This window comes from Flavobacterium sp. K5-23 (assembly GCF_023278045.1).
Lineage (GTDB): Bacteria > Bacteroidota > Bacteroidia > Flavobacteriales > Flavobacteriaceae > Flavobacterium.
In genome coordinates, this window is sequence record NZ_CP056783.1 from 732,007 (window position 1) to 756,995 (window position 24,989).

A 24,989-nucleotide genomic window follows, 5' to 3' on the forward strand; every position below is an offset into this window, starting at 1 on the left:
ATTCTCTATTACATTTATAATAAAATATCCTAAAAAAAAGACCTTACATTGCTGTAAAGTCTTTTAATTTCCATTTCGTATTTCACTCTTAACTAAATTAAAAAGTTAATTTATAACTTAATTACTTTTGTGGTGGTAATACCTCCTGAAGTAAATATTTTCAAGAAATAATTCCCACTAGTCAGGTTTTGGAGTGAAATAGTGTTTTTAGTATACTCGCTAATAAATTGACCCAAACTATTATACATTTCTATTTTCTCCAAAACATATTCCTTTGGTATTATGATTGTCACAACATCAGTTGTAGGATTTGGATAGGCTTTTACCAAAATCTCTTTATTAAATGACTCGGTTGATAAGCCATTTGCAGTTATTTCAAACTGGTTAGGTACGGAAAATTCAGAACCGGAATAAGAGGCGTCAATTGCTTGTACCGACCAATAGTATGATCCGACAGGCAGACTTAAACGCCATTTTTTATTGTGTTCCACATTTCCTTTTCCAGAAACTTTACGTTTCCCAGATGTATTTGCATCTGCACCCATAATATTTTCACCTCCAGGTGTTGTTCCTATTTTAATGGCATAAGTTAGACCAGCGCTAGGTGTATGATCATCCGTTGACGCGAGCCAAGAAAGCTCTACTGGATATGTTCCCGCTTTGCTGCTCACGTTATTTAAAAATTTCACAGGAGCACTAGTTATCAATGGGATTGAGGGCTTATCATTTTTAGTAAAAGTGGCTGATTTTGGGCTAAATGTTTTTTTAGTAGCAGATTGTTTACCCGAAGATGCCAAGACTTTAGCGGATTCATTTCGGACATTAATGTAGGTTCTGAAAATAAATGGTTTGCTTATTCCATTAATGTTATTAGGGTCATTTGGATTGTAATTTTTATTTTTTCCTACAATCACAAAATCCAAATCGTTATCCCCATCGATGTCCCCAAACACCACTTCGGCATTCTGGATATCACTTACATCAAATGCACTGTCTGTATATTTTGAAGTACTGGGGTTATATTCACTCAATTTGGTCACTTTTCCAGCTCCACCACCTGTTATACCGGAATACAATAAATCACTGTATCCATCTCCATTAAAATCACCTAAACTAATTTTACTTTGCCTCATTGGTTCTAAACCACTTGAAAATCTCGGCCAGGTTGTAATACCTTCATCCAGCTTATTGATATAAATTTCGAAAATATCATTAGTAACGCTTGTTCCGGTAAATACAGCATCTAAATCTCCATCTCCATCAAAATCAATAAAATCAGTTGTTCCGTCCTTGATAGCGACCAAATTATTATCTGTTGCTTTCAAGGTGAAGCTACCGGCCAGTTCCGTGACATTTTCATAAATAATACACTTCAAGCCGTCTGAAGCACTGAACCCCGTGATTATTAAATCAATATCCTGATCTTTGTCAATGTCCCCTAAATCGAAAGAGGCATTTGCAAGGGGAGCTATTTGGGCAGAAGCATCTGTCTTTTTGAAGCTTGGCGGATTGGTAGATTTATCATATTCGTAAATCCACAATTTTGGCAGACCTGATATGGTATTTGTAGACATTCCCAATACTACAATGTCGGGTTGGCCATCATTGTTCATATCTACAATTTTGATTTTGGATTTGAATAAGCCGCCACCTAAAGCAGTGGAAGTATAATCAGTGCCGTTACTTAAATTTAAAACTAAATTATTTGTCGAATTTAAATCATTTCTAACCACGTCAGCAATACCATCCCCATTAATATCGCCAACTGCTAAACTATTAATATTATTTATATAGTTAATGGTATAGAGAAAGCTGTTTATATTAGAAACATTAGTATCGGCAAGTAATCGTTTACCGTCAAATCGTAAAATTTGAGATCCAGATCCATTAGCATTGGCATAAATTAGATCTAAATCGTTGTCATTATCCAAGTCGGCTAATTTAATGACCGGAGCCTCTATTCCGGAGATAGATCGATCAATAATTCCACCTTGGTTTAAAATTTTCCAATCATAGGTTAAGGTAAAAGAATCCTCTGCTGAAAAGGCCCCTCCTTTTAATCCCGTATCCACGGCCTGTACTGACCAATAATATTTTCCGGGATTAAGCTGCATTTCGTAAAACCCAGTATAGATAGCAGCCGGTTTTGTAATCAATCTTGTACCTGTTGTCAGGTTACTTTCCGTATTGGAAAGTTCTGTCCCTCCGGGAGTCGTTCCAAGCTTAATGACATAGCCCAGATTAGTGCTGTAATCATCTTTTGGGGCGCTCCATTTGAATTTTATTTTACCGTTGCCTAAATCTTCTGCAATTAATCCCGAAACGGCTGGTGGCGCCACATTTTTCTTGTTGGCGATATTTGACACGTACAGTAAAGATTTAGCACCGCCTGTAGCGCTAGTCCCTGTTAAAAACAAATCCAAATCCCCATCCATATCATAATCGACCCAGTTTGCGGTTGAATTTCGTAATCCTTCCAAAACAATTGGAGATTCTTTATAATTTCCATCGGTGTTTTGAAAATACAATTTTGTTGTTGGAATGCCTGCGGAATCTTCCCCAGTGAACAAGATGTCATTTGTGCCGTCATTGTTATAATCCGCAACGGCGATATCTCCATTTTTTAATTTTGGATATTGAGAAACACCCAAAAGCATATTTCCAGATAATGGAACACTTGAATAAAACTGATTAGCTCCATTGGAATCGACTCCGCTTGATATAATGGTTAAAGTACTTTGGGAAGCATTCATTTTGGCGACTTCAATCACCGAATTTTTTAAACTTAGAGATTGATTGTAATTATAATTATTTGGAACGGTAGTTTTTATATAAGAGTTATAAATAATGTTGCTAATAGGTTGACTGGATGAATTTTCACCATTATAAATAATATCATTATCTCCATCTAAGTCAATATCGACAATTTTTAAATCTCCTTTGATAAAACCTTGTTGAATATTACCGACTAAATTACCATTAGTGTTTAAAGTTTTCGGCTCAATAACAAACATATTTTGATTGTCTTCTTTGTATAAAATATTAAATACATATTTTTCATCTTTGTCAATTCCGGAAATCACTAAATCAATGTCTCCGTCATTATCCAAATCTCCCCAAGCCATTTTAGTGGAATACAATTGTGGCAGTCCATACTCGGTAGAAGGATTAAAACTAGTTCCTTTGTCATTGATATACACCTTTGTTTGCGGAGTTCCGTTAAATCCGGATACCACTAAATCTATCCAGCCGTCTTTATTTAAGTCTACCCAAGAGATATCCCCTCCGTATAGCTTTGCGAAATTTTGATTGGTATCAATAAAAACACCGTTTCTGTTTTCATAAAGTTTGGTTACGGCCCCGCTGTTACCTGTTCCCATTACGGCTACATCCTGATCTCCATCACGGTCATAATCCCCCCAGGCTACAGCACCGTTTTCCAATCCTATAAAAGGACTACCAACTTGAAGTGTTAATGTCCTAGTGTTATCCAACAAATTAATTTTTATTTCTTCAGGAGAGTTCAGGGTGGCTTTCTGAACGGTTATTTTTAAGACGATTAGTTCTGTTCCTTCATTTTCCAGCTCGTCCTCTATTCCGCTAACGATAAGTTGCGCGCTCGTTTGTCCGGCTGGAATGACGATTTGAGGGGCTAATTGGTATTTTATAACTCGACTAGAATTCTGGTCGCTTATATAAACATTCCCCGAGGTATCAACCAAAAAAAAAGTTTGCCCACCCAGCTGATCAATGTTCGACCCCATACCATTACCTCCCGCTACTTTCGTTCCTGTAATTGCTCCAGGAGCCCATTTCTGAATCCGGTAATTAGAACTATCATGAATATAAATGTTTTCCGCAATGTCAAAATAAAACTCATAAGGATAGTTTAACTGATTAGCATTTGATCCTTGTCCAATTCCGCCTGCTACTGTCGTTCCTGTAATTGCTCCTGGTGCCCATTTTTGAATTCGATGATTATTTGAATCCGCGATATAAATATTATTCGTAGCATCAAAATATAAATCACTTGGTCGATTTAATTGATTAGCATTTGATCCTTGTCCATTTCCGCCTGCTACTGTCGTTCCTGTAATTGCTCCCGGTGCCCATTTTTGAATTCGGTGATTGTTAAAATCTGCAATATAAATATTACCGGAAGTATCAATATAAAATTTTTGTGGGCTACTCAATTGGTTGGCATTTGAACCTTGTCCGTTTCCTCCCGCTACTGTCGTTCCTATAATTGCTCCCGGTGTCCATTTCTGTATCCGGTCATTACTAATGTCATTTATATAAATATTACCTATGGCATCAATATAAAATTTTTGTGGATTACTCAATTGGTTGGCATTTGAACCTTGTCCGTTTCCTCCCGCTAATGTCGTTCCTGTAACTGCTCCCGGTGCCCATTTTTGAATTCGGTTATTATACTGATCGGCAACATATACGTTCCCTTCTTTATCAACAAAAAAATAAGATGGTGCAGATAGTTGGTTGGCACTGGATCCTTGTCCATTTCCACCTGCTACTGTAATTCCTGAAATTGCTCCCGGCGCCCATTTTTGAATTCGGTGATTTAGTCTGTCATTAATATATATATTGCCAGCATCATCAAGGGAAATAGTATTGGGATAATAAAATTGATTAGTGTTATTTCCCTCACCGTTTCCTCCAGCTACAATAGAAATTACCGTATTAAAATTAGTTTTAAAATCCTGATCGTAAATTGCTGTTCCTTTAGACTCAAGACTTATTGTAACATCCTTGTCGGTTGGTGCATCAAGCGTGGCTGTTATAGTTGTGCTCTCGTGTTCCGCAATTGTCGTTTTTGAAGTTGTTAGTGTTACTTTCTGCGCAAATAGATTGGATTGAATTGCTGCAAGAAGAAACAAGAATAAGAGTAAAGTTTTTTTCATATTTAAATTATTTAAAAGTAAAAACAGCATATTGGAGCTATAGCGGTTAGAATAAATTATTACGACAATGTTTACAAAATCAAACAAACATAATCCTATTTAATGACATTACTTTACGGGTTTCCGTAAACGGTAGTTTTAAAATGAAAATTATTGTTTTTTAGAATCTAATGCGTTAAGAAGGAATCCCTTAACATACAAATAAACAGGAATTATTTTCATATCACAATACCCACTTTTAGTGATATTTTGATTTATACCAAACACATGTATTATATGGCCCAAATTTTATCTAAAAATACATAGCTATATCCACAGATACTCATTACCTCTTTTTTGCTTGTAGCTTTTACGACATTAGTAATGAAATCTTCTACATCTTCCAATGAATTATAAAATTTATTAGAAAATTCTCGTTTGTATTTTGCCCACATTTTTTCAGCGGGATTAAGTTCTGGACTATATGGTGGTAGAAAAACCAAAACAATATTTTCAGGAATGATTAATTTTTTTGCCTTATGAAACCTTCCATTATCCAGCACCATTATTTTGAGTTCTTTCGGATTTTCCTTTGAGAAATTATCTAAAAAAACTTGAAAATTATCAGCGTTGCAATGTGGGAGTATTAATTGAAAATGGTCTCCAGTTATGGGCGAAAAAGCTCCAGAAAGCCAAGTTGATTTAAAAACTTGTTGGAAAGCACAAATCGGCTTAACACTAATAGCAGTAACTGATTTTCCGTTTCGAGTGAACAAACCAAAACGCGATTCATCTTGAAAATACAAGTTTACAGAGTCAAAATCACCCACCGTATTTAGTGCTATTTCTTGACAGATTCGTCCGAAGTCTTTTTAAAAGAGATTCCCTGATCTTCGTCTTTTTGTGACTTTTGCGGGCTACTTTTACACTTGATTTAAAATTCCTGATGCAATAATAAAGCAACGTATTGTAATTGAAAGTCTTCCTGATTCTTTTTCAATCCAATCTTTAAGCTCAACATAGCCTTGAAGTCCATTTTGAGGGTCGTTGAGTTTTGTTTCCAACATATTGTGTTCAATAGCATTAAAAGCCGACGGCTTAAAACCTGTTTTTTGATGCTTCATCAAACCCTCAATTCCAGAATTAAGGTATAATGTCCTCCAATTCTGAACGCTATTAGGGTCAACCACAGCTAATTTAGCAACCTCACGTTTAGAAATCCCTACTTTTTCGTTTTGCTTCAAAATCAGCAGAACTCTCAAACGTTGACCAATAAACGGAATAGATTGTTTGAGCAGATTTTTTATTTCTTTTTCGGTTTCCTTAATTACCAAAATTTTTGCATGCGCCATGATTACTTTTATAATATAGTCCAAATATAACATAAAAAAACCAATTATCAAAATTGGTATATATTATATTTTCGTTTGGTATTACTTATAATTAGCATTTTGGGTTCTTAATTTCAACTATTTAAATCGAAAAAATTGGGCTAAGGAAGGATTAAAATTTCTCTTTTTACGATGGTTAATCAACAACTAAGTCGGTAAAATCTCTTATGATTTGTATTGTTTACGGGGGATTGTAAACAGAATCGTAATTTTTTCTTGGCGAATGTTTCCAATTGATTTTGAGTTAAACAATTGGCATTTCAATTAGGATTTATAAAAAGGGAACCTCTAGGTTTTTATAAGTCAACACTTTTTTGGTTTAAAAATCTACCTCACTATTACTCCATCAACGAATAAAATAGGCACTTCTTCTATCTCCGATTCAGAGTTGAAATTGGCTTTGAAAATAAACTTCTTATCGTATAATTTATTTCCAATAAAATATGAAACTGAAAATTCATTGTTTAGTGTCAAAACACTTTTCTCAATCATCTCAATTTTAACTACAGAAACAGCAGGAACTTCAACAAATGCATGGCGCAAAAGCGACGTCTTTTTCATTTCTCCGTCAATCGTTCCAAAAGCTTTAGAAACAACCATTACACTTTCTATAAGAAAGTCACTGTCATTTACTAAATAAGCATACCATACTTTCTCCATGAAATCGTCGCTCCATTCTTGAACGGCAGCAACAAATACATTTTCTACTTCGGGGATTTGAATGTCTTTTTTCATAAGTTAGTCTAAAAGTCTAAGGTCCTAAAGTCTAAAAGTCGGATTCATCTTCAATAGATGATCTTTCGACTTTTGACGTTATGCCTTTTGACTAAATTGAGGATTTGAATTGCTCTAAGAAACGCACGTCGTTTTCATAAAACATTCGGATATCACCTATTTGATAAAGTAACATAGCAATACGCTCTATTCCCATTCCAAAAGCAAATCCGTTGTATTCATCAGGATTGATTCCGCAGTTTTTAAGGACATTAGGATCTACCATTCCGCAACCCATAATTTCTAACCAACCAGTTCCTTTAGTGATTCTATAATCGGTTTCTGTTTTCAACCCCCAGTAAATATCCACTTCAGCACTTGGTTCCGTAAACGGGAAATAAGACGGACGCAAACGGATTTTAGATTTACCGAACATCTCTTTGGTGAAATACAACAATGTTTGTTTTAAGTCAGCAAAAGAAACGTCTTTATCGATATACAATCCTTCTACCTGATGAAAAATACAGTGAGAACGTGACGAAACGGCTTCATTACGGAAAACTCTTCCCGGAGAAATCGTACGAATGGGCGGTTTATTGTTTTCCATATAACGCACTTGAACAGATGATGTGTGGGTACGCAACAAAATATCAGGGTTTGTTTGAATGAAAAAAGTGTCTTGCATATCACGTGCCGGATGGTATTCCGGTAAGTTTAATGCGGTAAAATTATGCCAGTCATCTTCGATTTCCGGACCTTCAGACACATTGAAACCTATGTTTGAAAAGATATCTATGATTTGGTTTTTCACCAATGATATAGGATGACGTGAACCAATGGAAATAGGTTCAGACGAACGTGTCAGATCACCATAGAATCCTTTGGTTTCTTCCTTGCTTTCCAGGGCTTCTTGTATTGATTTTACTTTGTCTTCGGCAGTGGTTTTTAATAAATTAATCACCTGTCCGAATTCCTTTTTTTGATCGTTTGGAACGTTTTTGAATTCAGCAAAAAAGTCTTTTAAAAGTCCTTTACTTCCCAGAAATTTAATTCGGAATGCTTCTAATTCTGATGCGTTTTGTGTCGAGAAAGCTTGAGCTTCACCAATATATTCTTTTATCTTGTCTATCATTTTCATCCAATAATTGAGAGTGCAAATTTACAAAATTTGTTTCAGGTTTAAAGTTTAAAGTTCAAAGTTTACACGCTAAAATCAAAAATCCTAAATATGCTCCCGAAGCTTCGGGACTAAATCCTTACTTTATAAGTTCTCTTTCGATAAAATAGCTAACAATCGCTTCTTTCATCAATACTGATTGTTCCCCTGCCCTCAGTGGTGGCAACTCTTCTTTTACACTGTAATGCGGCCAACCTTCTTCGTCAAAATAGTCGAATTCATAAAACCCATAAGGCTCTAATAAACGGCAAATGGCAATATGCATCAAGTTAAGTTTTTCGTCTTTTTTATATTCACGATGTACTTTTCCTAGTTCCTGAACGCCTATTAAATAAATAATGGCGTCTAAATCTAAATCTTCTCCCTGTGAGAATTGATCCGAAAGTATATTTACAAGCTGTTCCCAGCGTTCTTTAAGTTGTGTGTCTCTTGACATATTATTAATTATGAGTTGTGAATTATGAGTTATAAATTCATAATTTATAAAATTATTTCGGCAAAGATAGTAACTTGAAAATTGACATCGGATAACGGACAATTCTTTTATCTTTGCTTTTTTAATTTTAAGAACTGGAATATGAGTTTTTTAGATATTATACTGGGTGGATTACTGGCATTTTCTTTGTTTAAAGGTCTTAAAAACGGCCTTTTTGTGGAATTGGCTTCACTCGTTTCCCTTATCGTAGGAATATATGTTGCTTTAAAATTCTCGTCGGCAATTCAAGAAATTTTGTCAGGCTTTGTGTCTTGGAATCCACGTACTATTCAAGTAACCGCATTTATCTTTCTCTTTATTGCTGTTGTTGCGGCAATCTACTTTCTCGGTAAGATCTTAACAGGTATTGCTAATTTTGCTCAAATCGGTTTGGTAAACAATCTAGGAGGAGGTTTTTTTCGGGTATTAAAAACGGTTATGATTATCAGTATCTTCCTTTCTGTTTTCGAAAAAATAAATTTCAACAACACTTTTGCCGAAAAAGAAACATTAGACAATTCTCTTTTCTATAACCCGATCCAAAAAACGGCTGGTTTCTTATTCCCAACCATTGAAAACTGGTATGATAGTGTTAAGAAGAAAGCTACCGATAAGAAAAAATAGCTTACTTCACTTCTCTAATTGCTGCCGACTCAATCCAGCCTTCGGTTCCATCTGTTAATTGGATTTTTTTCCAGTTACCAACAGAATCTTCCACAAAAACTTTGGTTCCTTCGTGAAGCATTATTATATCCGAGCTTAACTTTTTAGGTTCGCTTTTAACTTTTGTCATTTCGGCAAAAACTATAGCAGGTTTTTCATTTTCGTAATAGCTCTTTTCGAATAAGGCGGCCATCATACTTATAGCCAACAACACCAATAGTGCAAACATCCCGAAGAAAAAAAGTCTTTTTACCAATGTCATTTGTGAAAAGTAATAACCCAAAAACGAAAATAAAAACAAAAACGAAAAAGAGATAGCAATCCATCCCCAAGTATTGTAATGGTATATTCCCGTGAAATCTCTTAGCAATTTGGCAAAACCCACCTTTGGAACCACTTTTATCTCATCAATAGTTCTTTTTTGTGCAAATCTAAGGTTGTTTAATACGTCCTTGTTTTCTGGACTTAACACTAATGCTTTTTCATAATTATAAATTGCAGGCGCTACTTTATTGAGCTTATAATAACTATTCGCCAAGTTAAAATACAATTCGGCTGAATGCTGTTTATTAATTTCCAACACGCCTTCATAGGCTTTAACGGCCTGATCGTAATTCCCTTTTTTATACAAATCATTCCCTATTTCGAAGCCATTTTGGGCAAAAAAGATTTGGCTGGTTAATAAGAGGATATATAGTATGTTTTTCATTTTATTGTAAATTAACAATTGTTAAATCTGTTTTTCCAAAACAGAAATTATCGACACCGCCTTATCAAAATCCTGCTGGATACTCGCACTAGACGAAGGAGCATAACGCGCCACTTCACAATTTTCAGTAAGTGCTATAAAATCAGCTACCGCATCTGGATCGGAATTTTTATTCAACAATAACTCTTTAATATTGTCCTTACTCATTTCTGATGTTTCAATATGAAGTTTGGCTTTCAAGAAATTATGCATTGCTTTTTCAAGCGCTACATAAAACAGTTCTTTATTATTGATTTGTTTTTTGGCTTCCGATAAATATTTCTTAGCAAGCTTATTGTTTCTTCTTATTCTATTCCCCACTACATCACCGTCAATAGCTTCTTTTTTCTTTTTAAGTAAAATGACAATTGGCAGAATTAAAAAAGGCAAAAACAACAAACTGTAAAACATTGTAGACCCAAAAAAATCAGTTCTTTTTACTGGTGTTAGATTAGTCGCAAGTTTAACGTATTTGAATTGTTCCGCAATAACGCTTTTAGATTTGGTATTATTTGGGTTTGATGTCGTTCTAGTGTCTGTAGGACCATCAAGGACATTAATCATAATTTCAGGTGAATTTATAGTTTTATAAGTTCCCGTTGATAAATCAAAATAAGAAAAACGCATTGGTTTCACAGGGTAATTCCCTTTATACTGTGGAACGATGGTATAACTATCTGAAATTTTTCCGGTCATTCCGGCTAGAGAAGTATTTACCTGATCTGTATGAACTGCATCATACATTTCAAGGGCGTTAGGCACTACTGGTTTTGGTAAATTGAATAATTTCATATTTCCCTTACCGCTAACACTAACAACTAAATCAAGGCTTTCCCCATTTTTAAGGTTCGTTTTGGAAGGCGTAACCTTAAAATCAAAATTCCCTACCGCTCCTGTAAAATCTTCAGGTTTACCGGCTTCAGGAAGTTGTCTAACTGTTATTGTTTTGGCTCCAGCCGAAACTCTTTTATTCCCTTCAGTGATAACTACACGACCAAACATATCTCTTCGATTTGTTGGCAATTGTACATCAATATCCATTGACAACGGCTCAATATTAAGCTTTCCTGTTTTTTGAGGATACAATACCGTTTTTCTTAATACTATATAACGGTATTTCTCGCCCTTAAACATTCCTTCTTCGGCAACGAGTTGTTTTATATCAATGTTCTGACTCCAGAAATCATTGTATTTTGGCTTGTTAAGTTCTCTCCAATTTGTTATTCCAATGTTATGACTGAAATACAATTTATAGACTACCGTAATGGGTTCGTTGATGTAGGGATTTGTTTTAGAAATATCAGCGATTAGATACAAATTATCATCCGCAGAAATGCTGGTATCATTTGGATCCTTTGGTTCTTCAATAGCAGCAGTTACTGTTATTTTAACTGGTGACGTTTTATAAACTTGCCCATTATATTCAATTGCAGCTTGCTTGATAACCAGATTCCCTTTTTGATTAGGCAATAGATAGTATGAATATATTTTTTCGAATGAGCTCCTTCCGTTTACCCAAGACTGACTCACTTGCTGACTTGGGCCAGCAATGATTCTAAAACCATCAAATGACGGCTGAATGAAATTATCGCCATCGATATTCATAATGAAATCGATGCGCAATCTCTCATTAAGTCCAAGGGTAGTTTTGCTTACTCTGGCTTCAAATTGTACCTGAGCCAGAAGTCCTTGAAAACTTAGCAGTATTAAAAATAAATATTTTCTCATTTTTTTCCTCTCCCCAACCTGCTCCAAAAAAGAGCGAGTCAAAACGGAGTATATTATATTGTTATTATAAAAAGCTCAAACTGTTTAGCATTTATTTTTACCAGTCTTTTTCAGTTTTTACAGGTTTACCTTTAACTTTATTGGCATTAACCTTATCTTGAATTTTCTTTTCTTCATTATTCACAGCGTCCAAAAGATTCTCTAGACGTTGTTTAGAAATTCCTCCAGGCTTCGGTTTTGGCTGATCTCCTTTATCGTCTTTTTTATCCTGATCTTTCTTGTCTTGATCGCCTTTGTCGTCTTTTTTATCCTTGCCCTTATCGTCTTTTTTATCCTGATCTTTCTTGTCTTGGTCCTTCTTGTCCTGGTCCTTTTTATCCTTATCCTTGTCTTTTTTATCCTTGTCCTTATCGTCTTTAGGCGGATTCTCTTTTAGCATTTTTTTAGCTAAAGCAAAATTATACCTCGTTTCCTCATCCGAAGGTTTATTACGAAGTGCGTTTTTATAGGCTTCAACTGCTTGTGAATAATCCTTCTCTTTCATAAAAACATTTCCAAGATTATGGTATGCTTTATGTTTTTGAGGTCTGGATTTTATGTTTTCTAAGGCTCTTAAATAAGATAATTTTGCCTCAGACACTTGATTTTGTTTATAAATTGCATTTCCTAAATTGTATGGAGCTACTGTTCTTTTAGAAAATTTAGATTGCGAAATCCTATAATTTGCTTCAGCATCAACAAATTTATTTTGGGCATATTCCTCATTTGCAATTGGCAATGCTTTATCTTTTTCTTGAGCATACAAACCTCCCGCTCCCCATATAGGGAACAAAAGCAAGACCTGTAAGTATTTTTTTTCTATTTTCATTTTCATTAAATTATGTTTGCCCTTTCTATTAAAAAGGAATAAACATCTATTTATCTTCATTAAATAAATTCAACTTGTTTACCCAGTTTGTTTTTCTTTCGAGAAAGAAAACATCCATAAACAACAGTACAAAAGCAAATCCTAAAAACCATTGAAATTGAGATTGAAAATCGGCCATTTGTGTGGCTTCAAATTCGGTTTTCTGAATGTTATCCAATGTGTTTTTTATATATTCCAAAACTTCCTTGGTATTATTCCCATTTACATAACCACCTTTTGTGGTTTTGGCAATAAGTTCTAAACTCGGTTTATTTAGTTTCGTTATAACCACCTCATCGTTATTGTCTCTTTGATAGCTTTCCACTACCCCGTTTCTTTTCAATGGAATTGTCGCTCCTTTTTCAGTCCCCACGCCAATAGTGATGATTTTCATTCCCAGTTTATTGGCTTCTTCAGCTGCAGCTTCCGCTCCTTCTGAATGATCCTCTCCATCAGAAATCAAGATCAATAACTTACTGGTTTTGCTTTTATCGTCAAAATAAGTAGAGGATAATGTAATGGCTTCATCAAGCGAAGTTCCTTGAGAAGAAACCATTTCAGTATTCATACTTTGCAAGAACATTTTGGCAACACTATAATCAGTTGTAATAGGTAATACTGGAAAAGCACTTCCTGCATAAGCCACAATTCCTATTCTGTCATTCCCCAGTTGTTTTAATATCTGGGAAACTAATTGTTTGCTTTTCTCTAAACGGTTTGGCGCAACATCTTCCGCCAGCATACTTTTGGAGACATCCATAGCAAAAACGATATCGATTCCCTCGCGTTTTACCGTTTCCATCTTAGTCCCTATTTTTGGATTTACCAATCCTAAAATCAAACCAGCGAAAGCCAAAAGCATCACTACCAATTTCAAAACAGGCTTGAAAACTGAACTCTCAGGACTTAGTCTTTTCACTAAATCTAAATCACCAAATTCCTTTTGTTTCTTTCTTTTCCAATACATATTGAATAGAAATAACAATACTATCAATGGTAGTATAAAAAGGAGGTATAAATATTTTTTTTCGTCTAATTCCATATATTTTTTAAATTCCAAATTCCAAATAGCAAAACACCAATTCCAAAAACAGTTTGCAGTTCCGGCTCCCTCCCCTTTGGGGAGGGTTGGGGTGGGGATTCTAAATAAAGCTTCTGTAAACCGTCTTTCTCAATACTATTTCCACTAAAAGCAACAACCCTGCAAACCAAACAAAAGGCCTGAATTTTTCATCATAATCATAGAATTTCAATTCTTCGATTTCTGTGGTTTCTAATTTATTGATTTCACCATAAATCTCAGCCAGCTTGCTATTACTTGTCGCACGGAAATACTTCCCGTCTGTTTTTCTAGCAATGCTTTGCATCAATTTTTCGTCAATTTCGACTTTCATCATCTGGAATAAAAATCCTCCATTAGGAGCAATTGCGTATGGGAATTCGGCCATTCCGTTTGTTCCTATCCCGATGGTATATACTTTGATTCCGTATTGTTTGGCAATATCTGATGCTGTTTCAGGCTCAATAAATCCGGCGTTATTTACTCCGTCAGTCAAAAGTATAATCACTTTACTCTTGGCTTTACTGTCTTTCAATCGGTTTACGGCTGTCGCCAATCCCATTCCGATTCCTGTTCCATCCTGTAAAACATTATCGTATTTTATACTTTTTATTGCTTCCAGAATAATTGCTTTATCACTGGTCACAGGCGTTTTAGTATATGCTTCCGAAGCATAAACGACTAATCCTATTCGGTCATTAGGCCTTTCGCCAGCAAAGTCAGCCGCCACTCTTTTAAGTGCTTCCATACGGTTTGGCTTTAAATCTTTGGCTAACATACTCCCGGAAACATCGACAGCCATAACGATATCGATTCCTTTTGTCGTTTTGGTTTTATTACTAATATCAACTGTTCTAGGTCTAGCCATAGCAACGATCAATGAACTAAGCGCTACTAATCGCATCACTCCCAGTAAAGGTTTTAATCTTGCCAACAATGATTTGGAAGATTTAAAACCCTGAATCGAACTTATTTTCAAAGTTGCTGATTGCGTATTTCTCCTCCAATACAACCACGCTATTGCAACTGGTATTAAAAGAAACAACCAAAAAAACTCTGGATTTAAAAACGTTATACTCGCCATTATTTACTTGCTATTTTAAGTTCTACAGAACTCAATATCCTGTCTGATATATCATTCGCATAAGTATCTCCTTCTTCGTGAAAAATTATGATTTGTTGCAATCCGCCATTTTGCTTAAACAACAACACTTCATAATACAGCTTCATACTACTTTTACTGTCTTTGTCTAATTTAGAAAAAGAACCATAACTTTTAAGACCTGTAATTCCTTCATTGGTTTCAAAATCTTCATCTTTGACAATCATATTTTGAGCACCTTGAGATTCTAAGGTCAATAAAGTAACCTCCATTGATTTTTTTAAATCAATTTCAGCCTCTTGTTTGTATTTAATTGTGGAAACCATAACATAGAAATTGTCTAACATACTTCCATAAGCGAAAGACTGCATTTCCTTAATTAAAGCCAATCCATCTTTAGGCAATGATTTAGTAAGATCAATTCTCTTAAGTACTTTTGGCGTTTCTATTATAACACCCGGGTTTCCGTAATTACTTTTTATCCATTCCCCTTCCAGCAATTCTTTTGTAGGATGGCCTAGCACATTGTCTTTCACATAATCAAAACCTTTAGTGACTATGAAAAAACCTGTAATAGTTACCAACAATAAAAGAACCGAAGAAACTGCTACAAGAATGCGCTTGCTTCTTTTTTTCTTAAGCTGAATTTCAACTTGTTTTTGTCTTTGTGCTTCATTAAGCAAAGTATCTTCTTCTATTTCTACAACTACCGGTATAGAGTTGTCTAGCGTTAAGATTGCTTTTTGAATTTTATTTCGGTCTTCGGTTATCTCATAATCTAGTGGTTTTGATTTGGCAAACTTCACTAAATCGGCTTGCTTCAAAACTCTTTCCAGGTTTTCGATTGTTTCTTGGGAAACCGTCATTTTCTTTTTAAGTGAAGCGGCTCTTAGACCAACAATCAATTCAGAAGTCGTGCTTTCCATAGCTGGAATTTCTATAGCTTCCTCGATATAATTTCGAGCAATATCAGTCAATTCACTATAATACGCTTTTACTTCTCCTTTTTGCCAAAGTTCTTTTTGTTCTAAAGTGTTCAATAAACTCGTCGCTCTTTCGATTGGCGTTTTATACACTTCTTCTTCAATCTTTTTCTTTTGGTGTTTTTTTATGTACCAATAAACCAAAGCTCCAATTCCAACAAGCAATATAATCGCTAAAAGATATTTCCACCAATTCCCAATAGGATTGTTTACGGGAACTATGTCTTTAATATCATACATCTTTTGCTTCAAAGTATCCACCTGCACATTAGCCACTTCCACTAAAAGAGAATCCGACAGATAGGCTTTGCCGTTGATTAGAATTTTAACACTTGGAATAACATATTTACCCGAATCAAATTGAGTCAGTCCGTATTTTTTGATTAATTCATACCGGTCATTGTTTTTAACGGTATCAATAGGATACGACTGAATCACCTCTAAAGCCCCAAAATTTTTCAATTTAGGAAAAACGACCTTAGACAAAGTATCTACAGATGTCTTAAATGTCAGTTTGAATTCGGCTCCAATTTTGTTTTTTGTAGTATCTATACTCGTCACTACGCGCTTTTGTTGTGCAAAAACGGCAGTAGATAAAAGAAGTAATAGTAGGTATATGTTTTTTTTCATTCTTTATTTTTGAAAATCACTATCTCGATTTAAAATAGCCTAATAATTTGGTTACATAGCTTTCATCAACCCTAGTGTTCACCACTCCTGAACCTGATTTTCTAAAGGTTTCCTTGAAATAGTTCACTTTGTCATGATAGTATTTTTCATATTCAAATCGAACAGATTTAGAGGTAGTGTCAATCAATTGCGTTTCTCCAGTTTCAGCATCAAGCATTGAAACAACACCTATGTTTGGCATTTTTTCTTCTCGAACATCATACACTCTAATGCCTGTAATGTCGTGCTTTTTAGAAGCAATTTTCAAGGTATGCTCATAATCATCCGCCATAAAATCAGAAATCATAAAAACGATTGCTTTCTTCTTTTGGGTTCCTGATAAAAATTTCAAAGCCTGGGCTACATCCGTTTTTTGACTTTTTGGGTGGAATTCTATTAATTCTCGAATGATACGCAACACATGTGAACGTCCTTTCTTTGGTGGGATATACAGTTCTATTTGGTCTGAAAATAATATCAAGCCAATTTTATCATTGTTTTGAGTGGCAGAAAAAGCCATAGTTGCTGCAATTTCAGTAACGATTTCTTTTTTGAATTGGTTTTTAGAACCAAAACTTTCTGATCCCGAAATATCGACCATTAACATCATAGTCAATTCACGTTCTTCTTCAAAAACTTTCACATGCGCTTCATTGTAACGCGCAGTTACATTCCAGTCAATGGCACGAATATCGTCTCCATACTGGTATTGACGCACTTCACTGAAAGTCATTCCACGTCCTTTGAAAGAAGTATGGTATTCCCCCGAAAAGATATGATCGCTCAGCCTTCGGGTTTTGATTTCAATTTTCCGTACCTTTTTTAAAAGTTCTTTTGTATCCATTTTTTAATTTGTTTAAAGTTTAAAAAGTTTAAGGTTTCAAGTTCGCATTCTAATAACTTGAAACATTAAACATTAAACAAATCTTAAGGTACTTCTACTTCGTTAATAATTTTGTTGATGATATCTACAGAAGTAACATTTTCCGCTTCTGCTTCGTATGTAACACCTATTCTATGACGCAATACATCATGAACTACGGCGCGTACATCCTCAGGAATTACATAGCCACGACGTTTAATAAAAGCGTAACATTTAGCCGCAACAGCTAGATTGATACTTCCACGTGGAGATGCTCCAAAACTGATTAATGGTTTCAAATCAGCTAATTTATATTTCTCTGGAAAACGAGTTGCAAAAATGATATCCAGAATGTATTTCTCGATTTTTTCATCCATATAAACCTCACGAACTGCTTCTTGTGCACGTAAAATTTGCTCTACAGAAACCACTTGGTTTACTTTCTCATAACTCCCTTTAAGGTTTTGACGAATTACCAAACGTTCTTCATCCATTTTTGGGTAGTCAATAACCGTTTTCAACATAAAACGATCGACTTGCGCTTCTGGAAGTTGGTATGTTCCTTCTTGCTCAATTGGATTTTGAGTTGCCAATACTAAGAATGGTCTGTCTAACTTGAATGTCGTGTCTCCAATGGTTACTTGTTTCTCTTGCATCGCCTCAAGCAATGCCGATTGTACTTTGGCTGGTGCACGGTTAATCTCATCCGCTAAAACGAAATTGGCAAAAATAGGCCCCTTTTTAATTGAGAACTCATTTTGCTTAATATTGTAAATCATGGTTCCCACTACATCGGCAGGTAATAAATCAGGAGTAAACTGAATTCTGCTGAATGAACCGTGAATGGCTTGTGATAATGTATTTATAGCAAGAGTTTTTGCTAATCCCGGAACTCCTTCAAGTAAAATATGTCCTTGACCTAAAAGTCCAATTAACAATCGTTCGACCATGTGTTTCTGACCTACGATAACTTTATTCATTTCCATACTAAGGAGATCGATAAAAGCGCTCTCTCTTTCAATTTTTTCATTGATTGACCTAATGTCTATTGTCGCAGTATTTTCTTCCATTTTTTATTTTTTAAAGCCTTGATTTTAATGTCTTTCTTTTGAGACTGCAAATTGAATTTTTTTTTAGAGGTAAGATGTTAAAAAATGGTTAAAACTTCCACTAATCCGTTAATTTTAAGGTCGAATTGTGATACAATTTTCATAATTTTAAGAACTTGTAGAATACATTCGATTTTTAAATACAATTTCCTGATTTGTGTCAGGAAAATAAAATAATAATATCATGAGTAAAACAAAACTATCTCCGGTAATAGCCGGAACTATGAATTGGGGAGTTTGGGATAAAAACCTTACAATAAAAGAAATGGAGAGCATGATTCACATTTGCATAGAAAACAAAATCACAACCTTTGATCATGCTGATATTTACGGTGATTACACTACCGAATTTGAATTTGGAAAAGCTTTTAACAACAGTAAAATTGATCGTAAGAAACTCCAATTAATTTCGAAGTGTGGCATTCAATTACAGTCAGAAGAACGAAACAATTTAGTTAAACATTACGACTGTTCAAAAGAGTATATTATTTGGTCCGTGGAGCAATCCTTAAAAAAATTACAAACTGATTATCTAGATGTCCTTTTATTGCACAGACCTAGCCCTTTAATGCAAGCTGACGAAATTGCAGAAGCTGTAGAAAAACTTAAAAGTGAGGGTAAAATCATCGATTTTGGAGTTTCAAACTTCAGCTCTTCTCAAACAGAATTGATCCGTCAAAAAACGGAAATAAGCTTCAATCAATTACAATTTTCTGCAACTAATTTTGAGCCCATGAATGATGGTAGTCTTGATTATATGCAAATGCACAACATACGCCCTATGTCATGGAATCCATTGGGATGTGTTTTCAGGGAAGATATTCCACAAACACATCGTTTGAAAAAATTATTAGCAAATTTAGTTTCAAAATACCATCTAGGTTCTGACACTCTTTTATTAGCCTGGATATTAAAACATCCCGCGAAAATCATTCCTATTGCTGGAACAGTAAACGTGATTCGAATACAATCCTTAATGAAAGCTGTCGAATTAGAATTGGATATTGAAGACTGGTTTGCAATCTGGACAGAAAGTATTGGGGAAAATGTACCATAAAGACTGAATACACTAATTTACATAATTCTTTAAACTTAAAAAGAATAAGAGACTCAAATCATGAATAAAACAGCCCTGATTACTGGTGCTACCAGCGGAATTGGAAAAGCAACAGCAGAACTATTAGCCCAAAAAAACTATAAACTTATTCTTTGTGGAAGACGGAAAGACCGATTAATAGAATTAGTTACTTCACTATCAAAACTAACGGAAGTACATACTTTAAACTTTGATGTTCGGGATAAAAAAGCCGTTATGGAAAGTATAAATTCCCTACCAGAAGCCTTTTCTAAAATTGATATTCTAATCAACAATGCAGGAAATGCGCATGGATTAGACCCTATTCAAAGCGGAGATTTAGACGATTGGGACGCTATGATTGACATCAATGTAAAAGGGTTGTTGTATGTTTCTAAAGCCATTATACCCCAAATGATCGAAAGAAAAGCAGGTCATATAATCAACATTGGTTCAACCGCAGGAAAAGAAGTGTATGCGAATGGAAATGTGTACTGCGCCTCAAAACATGCTGTTGACGCCTTAAACAAAGGAATGAGAATGGATCTTAATCCATACGGAATTAGAGTTGGTGCCATCCATCCAGGAATGGTGGAGACGGAGTTTAGCGAAGTTCGTTTTAAAGGTGATACTGATAAGGCAGCAAATGTGTATAAAGGACTCCAACCTTTGCGTGCCGAAGATATTGCCGATATCATCCATTTTGTGGTTTCAAGACCGTATCATGTCAATATTGCCGATTTGATTGTGATGCCTACCGCCCAAGCTTCATCAACGATTGTGAAAAGAGACTAGTGTAATTATAGTTTTTGAATAAAAAAAAACAGCTAGCTAGCTGTTTTTTTTATTCAAATTAATATCTCTATTATGGTTTTAAAACAAACGATTGATCGCCTACATCAGTAATTGCTCCGTTGATCACAACAACATTCTCAATAGTTTTCGTTGCATAAATCGAGGTTGCACCTGGATCTAAAGTTACAGTATACACACCTGTAGGTACTCCGTTTAGCTGGAACATCCCATTTTCTATTTTCATAAATGTTGTAATCGTTCCTCCTTCAATAGGAATTGACACCAAGACCACAAAATCAGTTGGAAAAGGCGAAGGACTAATTATAACTCCTTTTATTCCACCAGTATTTTCTTTAGTTGAAACTCTAATAACTGGATGTAGGTTATAGTTCCCTGAATTCCCTGCTTTAACTACAGAATTTTTTACATCAAAATCCAATAAAAACTCATAACTTTTCCCCGCTTCTAAAGTTTGATTTACTTTTAATTTCAATCCAGATTGTTGAGCACTTGGTGTTTTCAATGGAATAGCATTAGTGCTTCCTTTAAGCACAATAGTATTCTCATCACCAAGTAACAATCGAACTTGACCCAAATATCCTGACGGCACATCATTGTCCGCTAATAATACATTTACACCGCCAGTTAAATCCAGCAAATTATAAATCTTGCCTTCTCCTACTTGGGTTTTATCCCCAATGCTTATCCATCCTTGATCGTCCGTATTTGAATTGTCTTTTATCAAAACATCCAGTACCTCCACATTCACTTCGTCATAATCTCCTGGAGCATCTACCATTCTAATGGTCACTTTCGATGTTTGTGAAGAATCATTATTAGAACAGTTTGTAAACAACAAACTTATCATTGCTACCATAAAAAAACTCGAAACGTAAAATTTTATCTTTTTCATAATTCCTAACTATTTAATTTTGTTCGTTTTATATACTCAAATTTACTAAATTTAAAACGCGTAACATTTCACTTTAGTACGTTTTAAATTCAAACCAGCGACTTTAACAATGATTAACAAACGATTACTTATAAAAAACTTACTTGCTCACAATGATGAGAGCAGTTTTTATGATAAAAAGCGTCAGTTGAATTTACATACCCGTGAGGGAAAGTCAAAATTCCTGAAACACATCTGTGCATTATCAAATTCTAATCCTTCGAATAATTCCTATATTGTTGTTGGGGTTGAAGATCAAGACAATCAAATTGTGGGTGATGATTTTTTTGATGACAGTAGAATTCAAAATTTGGTGAATGCATACCTGGATAACCCTCCAATAATTCAATATGAAAACATCCCCTTTCCTAATTTGCCAAAGGATAAGGTAATAGGGCTAGTGACCATAAAACCAAAAACAGAAATTTCATCTTTCAAAAAAGGAATACATACCATTTCAGCAAATAGTGTTTTCATTAGACGGGGCAGTAATACAACACCCGTGGGTAGGGATTTTGAAAAAAATTTCCAAAACACCGAAACCGTTACCGGTATTGAAAATATCTCCCGAAACAACATCAAACACACCCTCGACGGCGTGATTGATTTTATGAATTTCAGACATAAGGATATGGCGCCAAAATACAAGGTCTTTAAAGAGCTATTTGTGATTTGCTGGGCAGGAATTCCAAAAAGAGTACGAGATAAAACCTATCTGTCCCGTGTAGATATTGAACTGATAAACGAACAGATTAAACTTTTCTATTCAGCTCAAGATGTAGTAACCATCAATTGTGACGAGGATAGTTTCACCATTATTGAATACATTCCGTTAGGATTGAATGACAAAACAAGTTTCTACCCTTTAGAACAACAGACGATTCATTTTCAGGAAAATGGGTATTACAAAATAGAAACTGAAATGCTGTTTCAGCCACCTGAATACAACAAAAAAATGCTGTTCCATATTTACAATACCAACATTGCTTTGCTGAGTAAATTAAAAAAAGGACATTCGTTAAGTGGACGAGAACAAAAGGATTTAGAAAACCTTCCCTCGACTTTTATGATTTGCTACCTCAACGGATTTGAGGATGCAAAAGATAAATTGATTGATGCTAAAACGCAACTAAAAGAATTCCCCCAAATCTACTTGTCTTTTAAAGAAGCTATGCGGATTTTAAGGAAAATGAAATATAATGCTAAATATGAAGACTGAAAATTGATAAAATATCATTTAATAAACTACAGATCATTCGAACAATAAGAAGGGACAAGGCGATAAGTGTATTCATCTTAAAAAAATTTATTTATTTGTAAAAATTTAAATTATGACACAAAACAATCACTTTAATGGGTGACATTCTTGAATTACAAATTAATAACATAAAATGTTAATTCGGAAGTATTTAACATAAATTTAAAGATAGTTTAATAGAACTATTCTTAAAGACACAAACTGAACTGTCCTTTTTAATACAGTTTAATCAAAGGCTAAATATTCTTTTTAGTTAGAAAAAACCTTCCTAATCTAGTTTAAACGCGATTATCAGTGAGGATTTATATTAACTGGAAGTTGTAGTTTTCAATTTAGATTATTCTAACAATGATAACAGCTGACTTTTTCTTGTGTATAAATAGATCCAACTAATAATTAACCCTAATGGTTGTAAAACTATAAGTAATAGTATTAAAAACAATTTTGTAATTGGTTCCATTTGTTGAAATTTTATCAATTTATATAATGAGAAAATCCAAAAAAGAAAATAGAAAACAATTAGACTAATATATGCGAATTCTAACATAGTGTGTTTATTTAATTAGAGAGTAGAATTTTTTATGAATGTTTTATTTTTCACAAAACACAATTCCACTCGATTACCTTGTAATCACGTATTATTTCACTAAAAAAATACTGAGACACTTATTCATATTGTTTTTAACTAAAGAAGGTCTCTTTTAAAATATTACACAATACCCGAACCATCAATAATGTAAAAGCGATAATTGCATTCATTTGAATAAAATTTTATTTTTTGTAAAACTAATCTTAATTTCAACATCAAACAATCACCAAAAGTGGGTATATTTAAAAGAGCCATTCCAGATAAGTTATACAAGTATATTTTACATCAATTAAAAGGGACAAAAAGGCAAGATGGGACAAAAAAACACAGAATAATTGAAGTCTTTACTTTCTTTCAAACGGAGAATTAAAATACACTACCCTAAACTTAAATAATTATTTATAACAATTGCATTGGATTTCCTTATGAAAAATTCAGTAAAATATTCTTGGGTACTAACTCTTTTTCCTATTTTTATAATGTAAAACAAAAGCACCTCAGCCATTTTACAAAACACATTGAGAACATTACAAATGAGAACATTAGTTATAGGCGACATACATGGTGGTTTGCGAGCCCTTCACCAAATCATGGAAAGAGCCAAAGTGACTCCAAAAGACACTTTGATATTCCTCGGGGATTATGTAGATGGCTGGAGTCAGTCACCACAGGTTATTGATTTTTTAATCGAATTGAAATCTACTAACGAATGTTTTTTCATTCGGGGAAATCACGACGATTTATTATTGCATTGGCTAAAAGACAGTAAAGAAAATTTAATGTGGTACAAACACGGCGGGGAATCAACAGTTTCGGCTTATGAAATAGTTCCTGCGGAGACCAAACAAAAACACATTGAATTTTTACAATCTTTATTAGATTACTATCTGGACAACAAAAACCGCTTGTTTATTCACGCTGGTTTTACCAATATGAATGGAGTTAAAGCGGAATATTTCCCTAAATTATTTTATTGGGACAGAACCCTGTGGGAAACTGCATTGGCTTTAGACCCAAGCATCAAACCCAATGATTCCTTGTATCCAAAAAGACTGACTTTATACAACGAAGTTTACATTGGGCACACACCCGTAACCCGAATAGATAAAACCATTCCAGTACAAAGAGCCTGTGTTTGGAACGTAGATACCGGAGCCGCATTTAAAGGGCCATTGACCATTATGGACATTGACACTAAAGAATTTTGGCAAAGCGAACCCCTGAATCACTTATATTTTGAAGAGAAAGGGAGAAATTAGAATTTAATGAACTAATTTTGTACGAATATTATCATTTATATAAAAAGTATGAAAAAGATTGCTACGTTGTTATTATTGCTGTCTGTTTGTCTGTTAAACGCACAAGCATTCAAAGGAAATGGAGATGTTAAAGGGCAGATAGGTACTACTATTCAAAACGGAGGTACAGGTATTTTCGTGTCTACAGATTTTGGAATTGGAGAAAACATGTCACTAGGATTAACTACTAATTACTTATTGTCTGCTTCTAAAGATGCATTAGGCAACCTTCCTGAATTTGGAGATAGAATTGACTTAAAAGCTAGATTTAATGCTAACTTAGGTAGTGTATTGCAACTTGAATCTAATATGGATATCTATCCTGGACTTGATTTAGGTCTGAAAAATTTTGGGGCTCACTTAGGTTTCCGTTATTTCTTTACGGATGGTTTTGGATTATTTGGTGAAGCTGGAGTGCCAATTGCTAAATACGACACTAACAAGACCTCTTTTGGTCATAATTTAAACAACCAGTTTACGTTCAATATCGGAGCTTCGTTTAATTTGTAATTTTCGTTTAGCGCAAAAATTTATTA

21 protein-coding genes are annotated in these 24,989 nt (G+C 34.5%); 6 read left to right on the forward strand and 15 right to left on the reverse strand.

Annotated features, from left to right (window positions below; all coding sequences use genetic code 11):
* Nucleotides 1–110 precede the first annotated feature (110 nt).
* The 6 genes from FLAK523_RS03280 to FLAK523_RS03305 form a co-directional block, all read right to left on the reverse strand.
* Nucleotides 111–4,919: an FG-GAP-like repeat-containing protein gene (locus tag FLAK523_RS03280; protein WP_248906518.1), complete on the reverse strand. Its 4,809-nt coding sequence runs from the start codon at nucleotides 4,917–4,919 to the stop codon at nucleotides 111–113.
* A 272-nt stretch (nucleotides 4,920–5,191) separates the two neighbouring features.
* On the reverse strand, nucleotides 5,192–5,728 hold the full coding sequence (locus FLAK523_RS03285; RefSeq protein WP_248902447.1) for an IS630 family transposase: 537 nt from the start codon (nucleotides 5,726–5,728) through the stop codon (nucleotides 5,192–5,194).
* 93 nt (nucleotides 5,729–5,821) lie between these two features.
* Entirely contained in the window at nucleotides 5,822–6,283 is a 462-nt protein-coding gene (locus FLAK523_RS03290; RefSeq protein WP_248904568.1) for a hypothetical protein, read from the reverse strand.
* Nucleotides 6,284–6,616: 333 nt separating this feature from the next.
* On the reverse strand, nucleotides 6,617–7,024 hold the full coding sequence (locus tag FLAK523_RS03295) for a hypothetical protein (protein WP_248906520.1): 408 nt from the start codon (nucleotides 7,022–7,024) through the stop codon (nucleotides 6,617–6,619).
* 91 nt (nucleotides 7,025–7,115) lie between these two features.
* A complete protein-coding gene (locus FLAK523_RS03300; RefSeq protein ID WP_248906521.1) occupies nucleotides 7,116–8,135 on the reverse strand; it encodes a phenylalanine--tRNA ligase subunit alpha in 1,020 nt (339 codons plus the stop codon).
* 124 nt (nucleotides 8,136–8,259) lie between these two features.
* A complete protein-coding gene (locus FLAK523_RS03305; protein ID WP_248906523.1) occupies nucleotides 8,260–8,616 on the reverse strand; it encodes a hypothetical protein in 357 nt (118 codons plus the stop codon).
* A gap of 141 nt (nucleotides 8,617–8,757) precedes the next feature.
* Here FLAK523_RS03305 and FLAK523_RS03310 point away from each other — a divergent pair, with 141 nt between their 5' ends.
* Nucleotides 8,758–9,279 (forward strand): CvpA family protein, encoded by a 522-nt coding sequence (locus FLAK523_RS03310; protein ID WP_248906525.1) that lies wholly within the window; start codon nucleotides 8,758–8,760, stop codon nucleotides 9,277–9,279.
* A 1-nt stretch (nucleotide 9,280) separates the two neighbouring features.
* On the opposite strand, the gene FLAK523_RS03315 is transcribed toward FLAK523_RS03310, so the two are convergent.
* The 8 genes from FLAK523_RS03315 to FLAK523_RS03350 form a co-directional block, all read right to left on the reverse strand.
* Nucleotides 9,281–10,027, reverse strand: coding sequence for a tetratricopeptide repeat protein (locus FLAK523_RS03315; RefSeq protein ID WP_248906527.1), 747 nt, complete (start codon nucleotides 10,025–10,027; stop codon nucleotides 9,281–9,283).
* A gap of 21 nt (nucleotides 10,028–10,048) precedes the next feature.
* Entirely contained in the window at nucleotides 10,049–11,794 is a 1,746-nt protein-coding gene (locus FLAK523_RS03320) for a BatD family protein (protein WP_248906529.1), read from the reverse strand.
* Nucleotides 11,795–11,891: 97 nt separating this feature from the next.
* Entirely contained in the window at nucleotides 11,892–12,662 is a 771-nt protein-coding gene (locus FLAK523_RS03325) for a tetratricopeptide repeat protein (protein WP_248906531.1), read from the reverse strand.
* Nucleotides 12,663–12,708: 46 nt separating this feature from the next.
* Nucleotides 12,709–13,743 carry a VWA domain-containing protein gene (locus tag FLAK523_RS03330; RefSeq protein ID WP_248906532.1) on the reverse strand — a complete coding sequence of 345 codons (1,035 nt, stop codon included), beginning with the start codon at nucleotides 13,741–13,743 and terminating at the stop codon, nucleotides 12,709–12,711.
* Between the two features lie 100 nt (nucleotides 13,744–13,843).
* The gene (locus FLAK523_RS03335; RefSeq protein ID WP_248906535.1) at nucleotides 13,844–14,845 is read right to left on the reverse strand and encodes a VWA domain-containing protein; all 1,002 of its coding nucleotides are present in this window, start codon (nucleotides 14,843–14,845) and stop codon (nucleotides 13,844–13,846) included.
* Complete coding sequence (locus tag FLAK523_RS03340) at nucleotides 14,845–16,476, reverse strand: BatD family protein (protein ID WP_248906537.1); 1,632 nt, start codon at nucleotides 16,474–16,476, stop codon at nucleotides 14,845–14,847. The genes FLAK523_RS03335 and FLAK523_RS03340 overlap by 1 nt, the downstream gene beginning before the upstream one ends.
* Before the next feature lie 19 nt (nucleotides 16,477–16,495).
* Nucleotides 16,496–17,359 carry a DUF58 domain-containing protein gene (locus tag FLAK523_RS03345; RefSeq protein ID WP_248906539.1) on the reverse strand — a complete coding sequence of 288 codons (864 nt, stop codon included), beginning with the start codon at nucleotides 17,357–17,359 and terminating at the stop codon, nucleotides 16,496–16,498.
* An 83-nt stretch (nucleotides 17,360–17,442) separates the two neighbouring features.
* Nucleotides 17,443–18,447, reverse strand: coding sequence for a MoxR family ATPase (locus tag FLAK523_RS03350; RefSeq protein ID WP_248906541.1), 1,005 nt, complete (start codon nucleotides 18,445–18,447; stop codon nucleotides 17,443–17,445).
* Between the two features lie 223 nt (nucleotides 18,448–18,670).
* Between FLAK523_RS03350 and FLAK523_RS03355 the strand changes: the two genes are divergently transcribed.
* Both FLAK523_RS03355 and FLAK523_RS03360 read left to right on the forward strand, forming a co-directional pair.
* Nucleotides 18,671–19,543: an aldo/keto reductase family oxidoreductase gene (locus FLAK523_RS03355; RefSeq protein WP_248906543.1), complete on the forward strand. Its 873-nt coding sequence runs from the start codon at nucleotides 18,671–18,673 to the stop codon at nucleotides 19,541–19,543.
* A gap of 60 nt (nucleotides 19,544–19,603) precedes the next feature.
* Nucleotides 19,604–20,356 (forward strand): SDR family NAD(P)-dependent oxidoreductase, encoded by a 753-nt coding sequence (locus tag FLAK523_RS03360; protein ID WP_248906545.1) that lies wholly within the window; start codon nucleotides 19,604–19,606, stop codon nucleotides 20,354–20,356.
* A gap of 70 nt (nucleotides 20,357–20,426) precedes the next feature.
* Here FLAK523_RS03360 and FLAK523_RS03365 read toward each other — a convergent pair whose 3' ends face one another.
* Nucleotides 20,427–21,269, reverse strand: coding sequence for a DUF4382 domain-containing protein (locus FLAK523_RS03365; RefSeq protein WP_248906547.1), 843 nt, complete (start codon nucleotides 21,267–21,269; stop codon nucleotides 20,427–20,429).
* Between the two features lie 109 nt (nucleotides 21,270–21,378).
* Here FLAK523_RS03365 and FLAK523_RS03370 point away from each other — a divergent pair, with 109 nt between their 5' ends.
* From FLAK523_RS03370 to FLAK523_RS03380, 3 genes are all read left to right on the forward strand, one after another.
* Nucleotides 21,379–22,527, forward strand: a complete 1,149-nt coding sequence (locus FLAK523_RS03370; protein WP_248906548.1) for an ATP-binding protein — start codon at nucleotides 21,379–21,381, stop codon at nucleotides 22,525–22,527.
* Between the two features lie 1,161 nt (nucleotides 22,528–23,688).
* Nucleotides 23,689–24,414, forward strand: a complete 726-nt coding sequence (locus tag FLAK523_RS03375; protein WP_248906550.1) for a metallophosphoesterase family protein — start codon at nucleotides 23,689–23,691, stop codon at nucleotides 24,412–24,414.
* 48 nt (nucleotides 24,415–24,462) lie between these two features.
* A complete protein-coding gene (locus FLAK523_RS03380; protein WP_248906552.1) occupies nucleotides 24,463–24,963 on the forward strand; it encodes a DUF6646 family protein in 501 nt (166 codons plus the stop codon).
* Nucleotides 24,964–24,989 lie beyond the last annotated feature (26 nt).

Excerpts from the sequence above, each read along its gene's own strand:
- FLAK523_RS03345 (WP_248906539.1), bottom strand. The coding sequence starts at position 17,359 with ATGGATACAAAAGAACTTTTAAAAAAGGTACGGAAAATTGAAATCAAA.
- FLAK523_RS03305 (WP_248906523.1), bottom strand. The coding sequence starts at position 8,616 with ATGTCAAGAGACACACAACTTAAAGAACGCTGGGAACAGCTTGTAAAT.
- FLAK523_RS03355 (WP_248906543.1), top strand. The coding sequence starts at position 18,671 with ATGAGTAAAACAAAACTATCTCCGGTAATAGCCGGAACTATGAATTGG.
- FLAK523_RS03340 (WP_248906537.1), bottom strand. The coding sequence starts at position 16,476 with ATGAAAAAAAACATATACCTACTATTACTTCTTTTATCTACTGCCGTT.
- FLAK523_RS03290 (WP_248904568.1), bottom strand. The coding sequence starts at position 6,283 with ATGTTATATTTGGACTATATTATAAAAGTAATCATGGCGCATGCAAAA.
- FLAK523_RS03325 (WP_248906531.1), bottom strand. The coding sequence starts at position 12,662 with ATGAAAATAGAAAAAAAATACTTACAGGTCTTGCTTTTGTTCCCTATA.
- FLAK523_RS03370 (WP_248906548.1), top strand. The coding sequence starts at position 21,379 with ATGATTAACAAACGATTACTTATAAAAAACTTACTTGCTCACAATGAT.
- FLAK523_RS03380 (WP_248906552.1), top strand. The coding sequence starts at position 24,463 with ATGAAAAAGATTGCTACGTTGTTATTATTGCTGTCTGTTTGTCTGTTA.
- FLAK523_RS03360 (WP_248906545.1), top strand. The coding sequence starts at position 19,604 with ATGAATAAAACAGCCCTGATTACTGGTGCTACCAGCGGAATTGGAAAA.
- FLAK523_RS03350 (WP_248906541.1), bottom strand. The coding sequence starts at position 18,447 with ATGGAAGAAAATACTGCGACAATAGACATTAGGTCAATCAATGAAAAA.
- FLAK523_RS03310 (WP_248906525.1), top strand. The coding sequence starts at position 8,758 with ATGAGTTTTTTAGATATTATACTGGGTGGATTACTGGCATTTTCTTTG.
- FLAK523_RS03330 (WP_248906532.1), bottom strand. The coding sequence starts at position 13,743 with ATGGAATTAGACGAAAAAAAATATTTATACCTCCTTTTTATACTACCA.
- FLAK523_RS03365 (WP_248906547.1), bottom strand. The coding sequence starts at position 21,269 with ATGAAAAAGATAAAATTTTACGTTTCGAGTTTTTTTATGGTAGCAATG.
- FLAK523_RS03335 (WP_248906535.1), bottom strand. The coding sequence starts at position 14,845 with ATGGCGAGTATAACGTTTTTAAATCCAGAGTTTTTTTGGTTGTTTCTT.
- FLAK523_RS03375 (WP_248906550.1), top strand. The coding sequence starts at position 23,689 with ATGAGAACATTAGTTATAGGCGACATACATGGTGGTTTGCGAGCCCTT.
- FLAK523_RS03300 (WP_248906521.1), bottom strand. The coding sequence starts at position 8,135 with ATGATAGACAAGATAAAAGAATATATTGGTGAAGCTCAAGCTTTCTCG.
- FLAK523_RS03315 (WP_248906527.1), bottom strand. The coding sequence starts at position 10,027 with ATGAAAAACATACTATATATCCTCTTATTAACCAGCCAAATCTTTTTT.
- FLAK523_RS03320 (WP_248906529.1), bottom strand. The coding sequence starts at position 11,794 with ATGAGAAAATATTTATTTTTAATACTGCTAAGTTTTCAAGGACTTCTG.
- FLAK523_RS03280 (WP_248906518.1), bottom strand. The coding sequence starts at position 4,919 with ATGAAAAAAACTTTACTCTTATTCTTGTTTCTTCTTGCAGCAATTCAA.
- FLAK523_RS03295 (WP_248906520.1), bottom strand. The coding sequence starts at position 7,024 with ATGAAAAAAGACATTCAAATCCCCGAAGTAGAAAATGTATTTGTTGCT.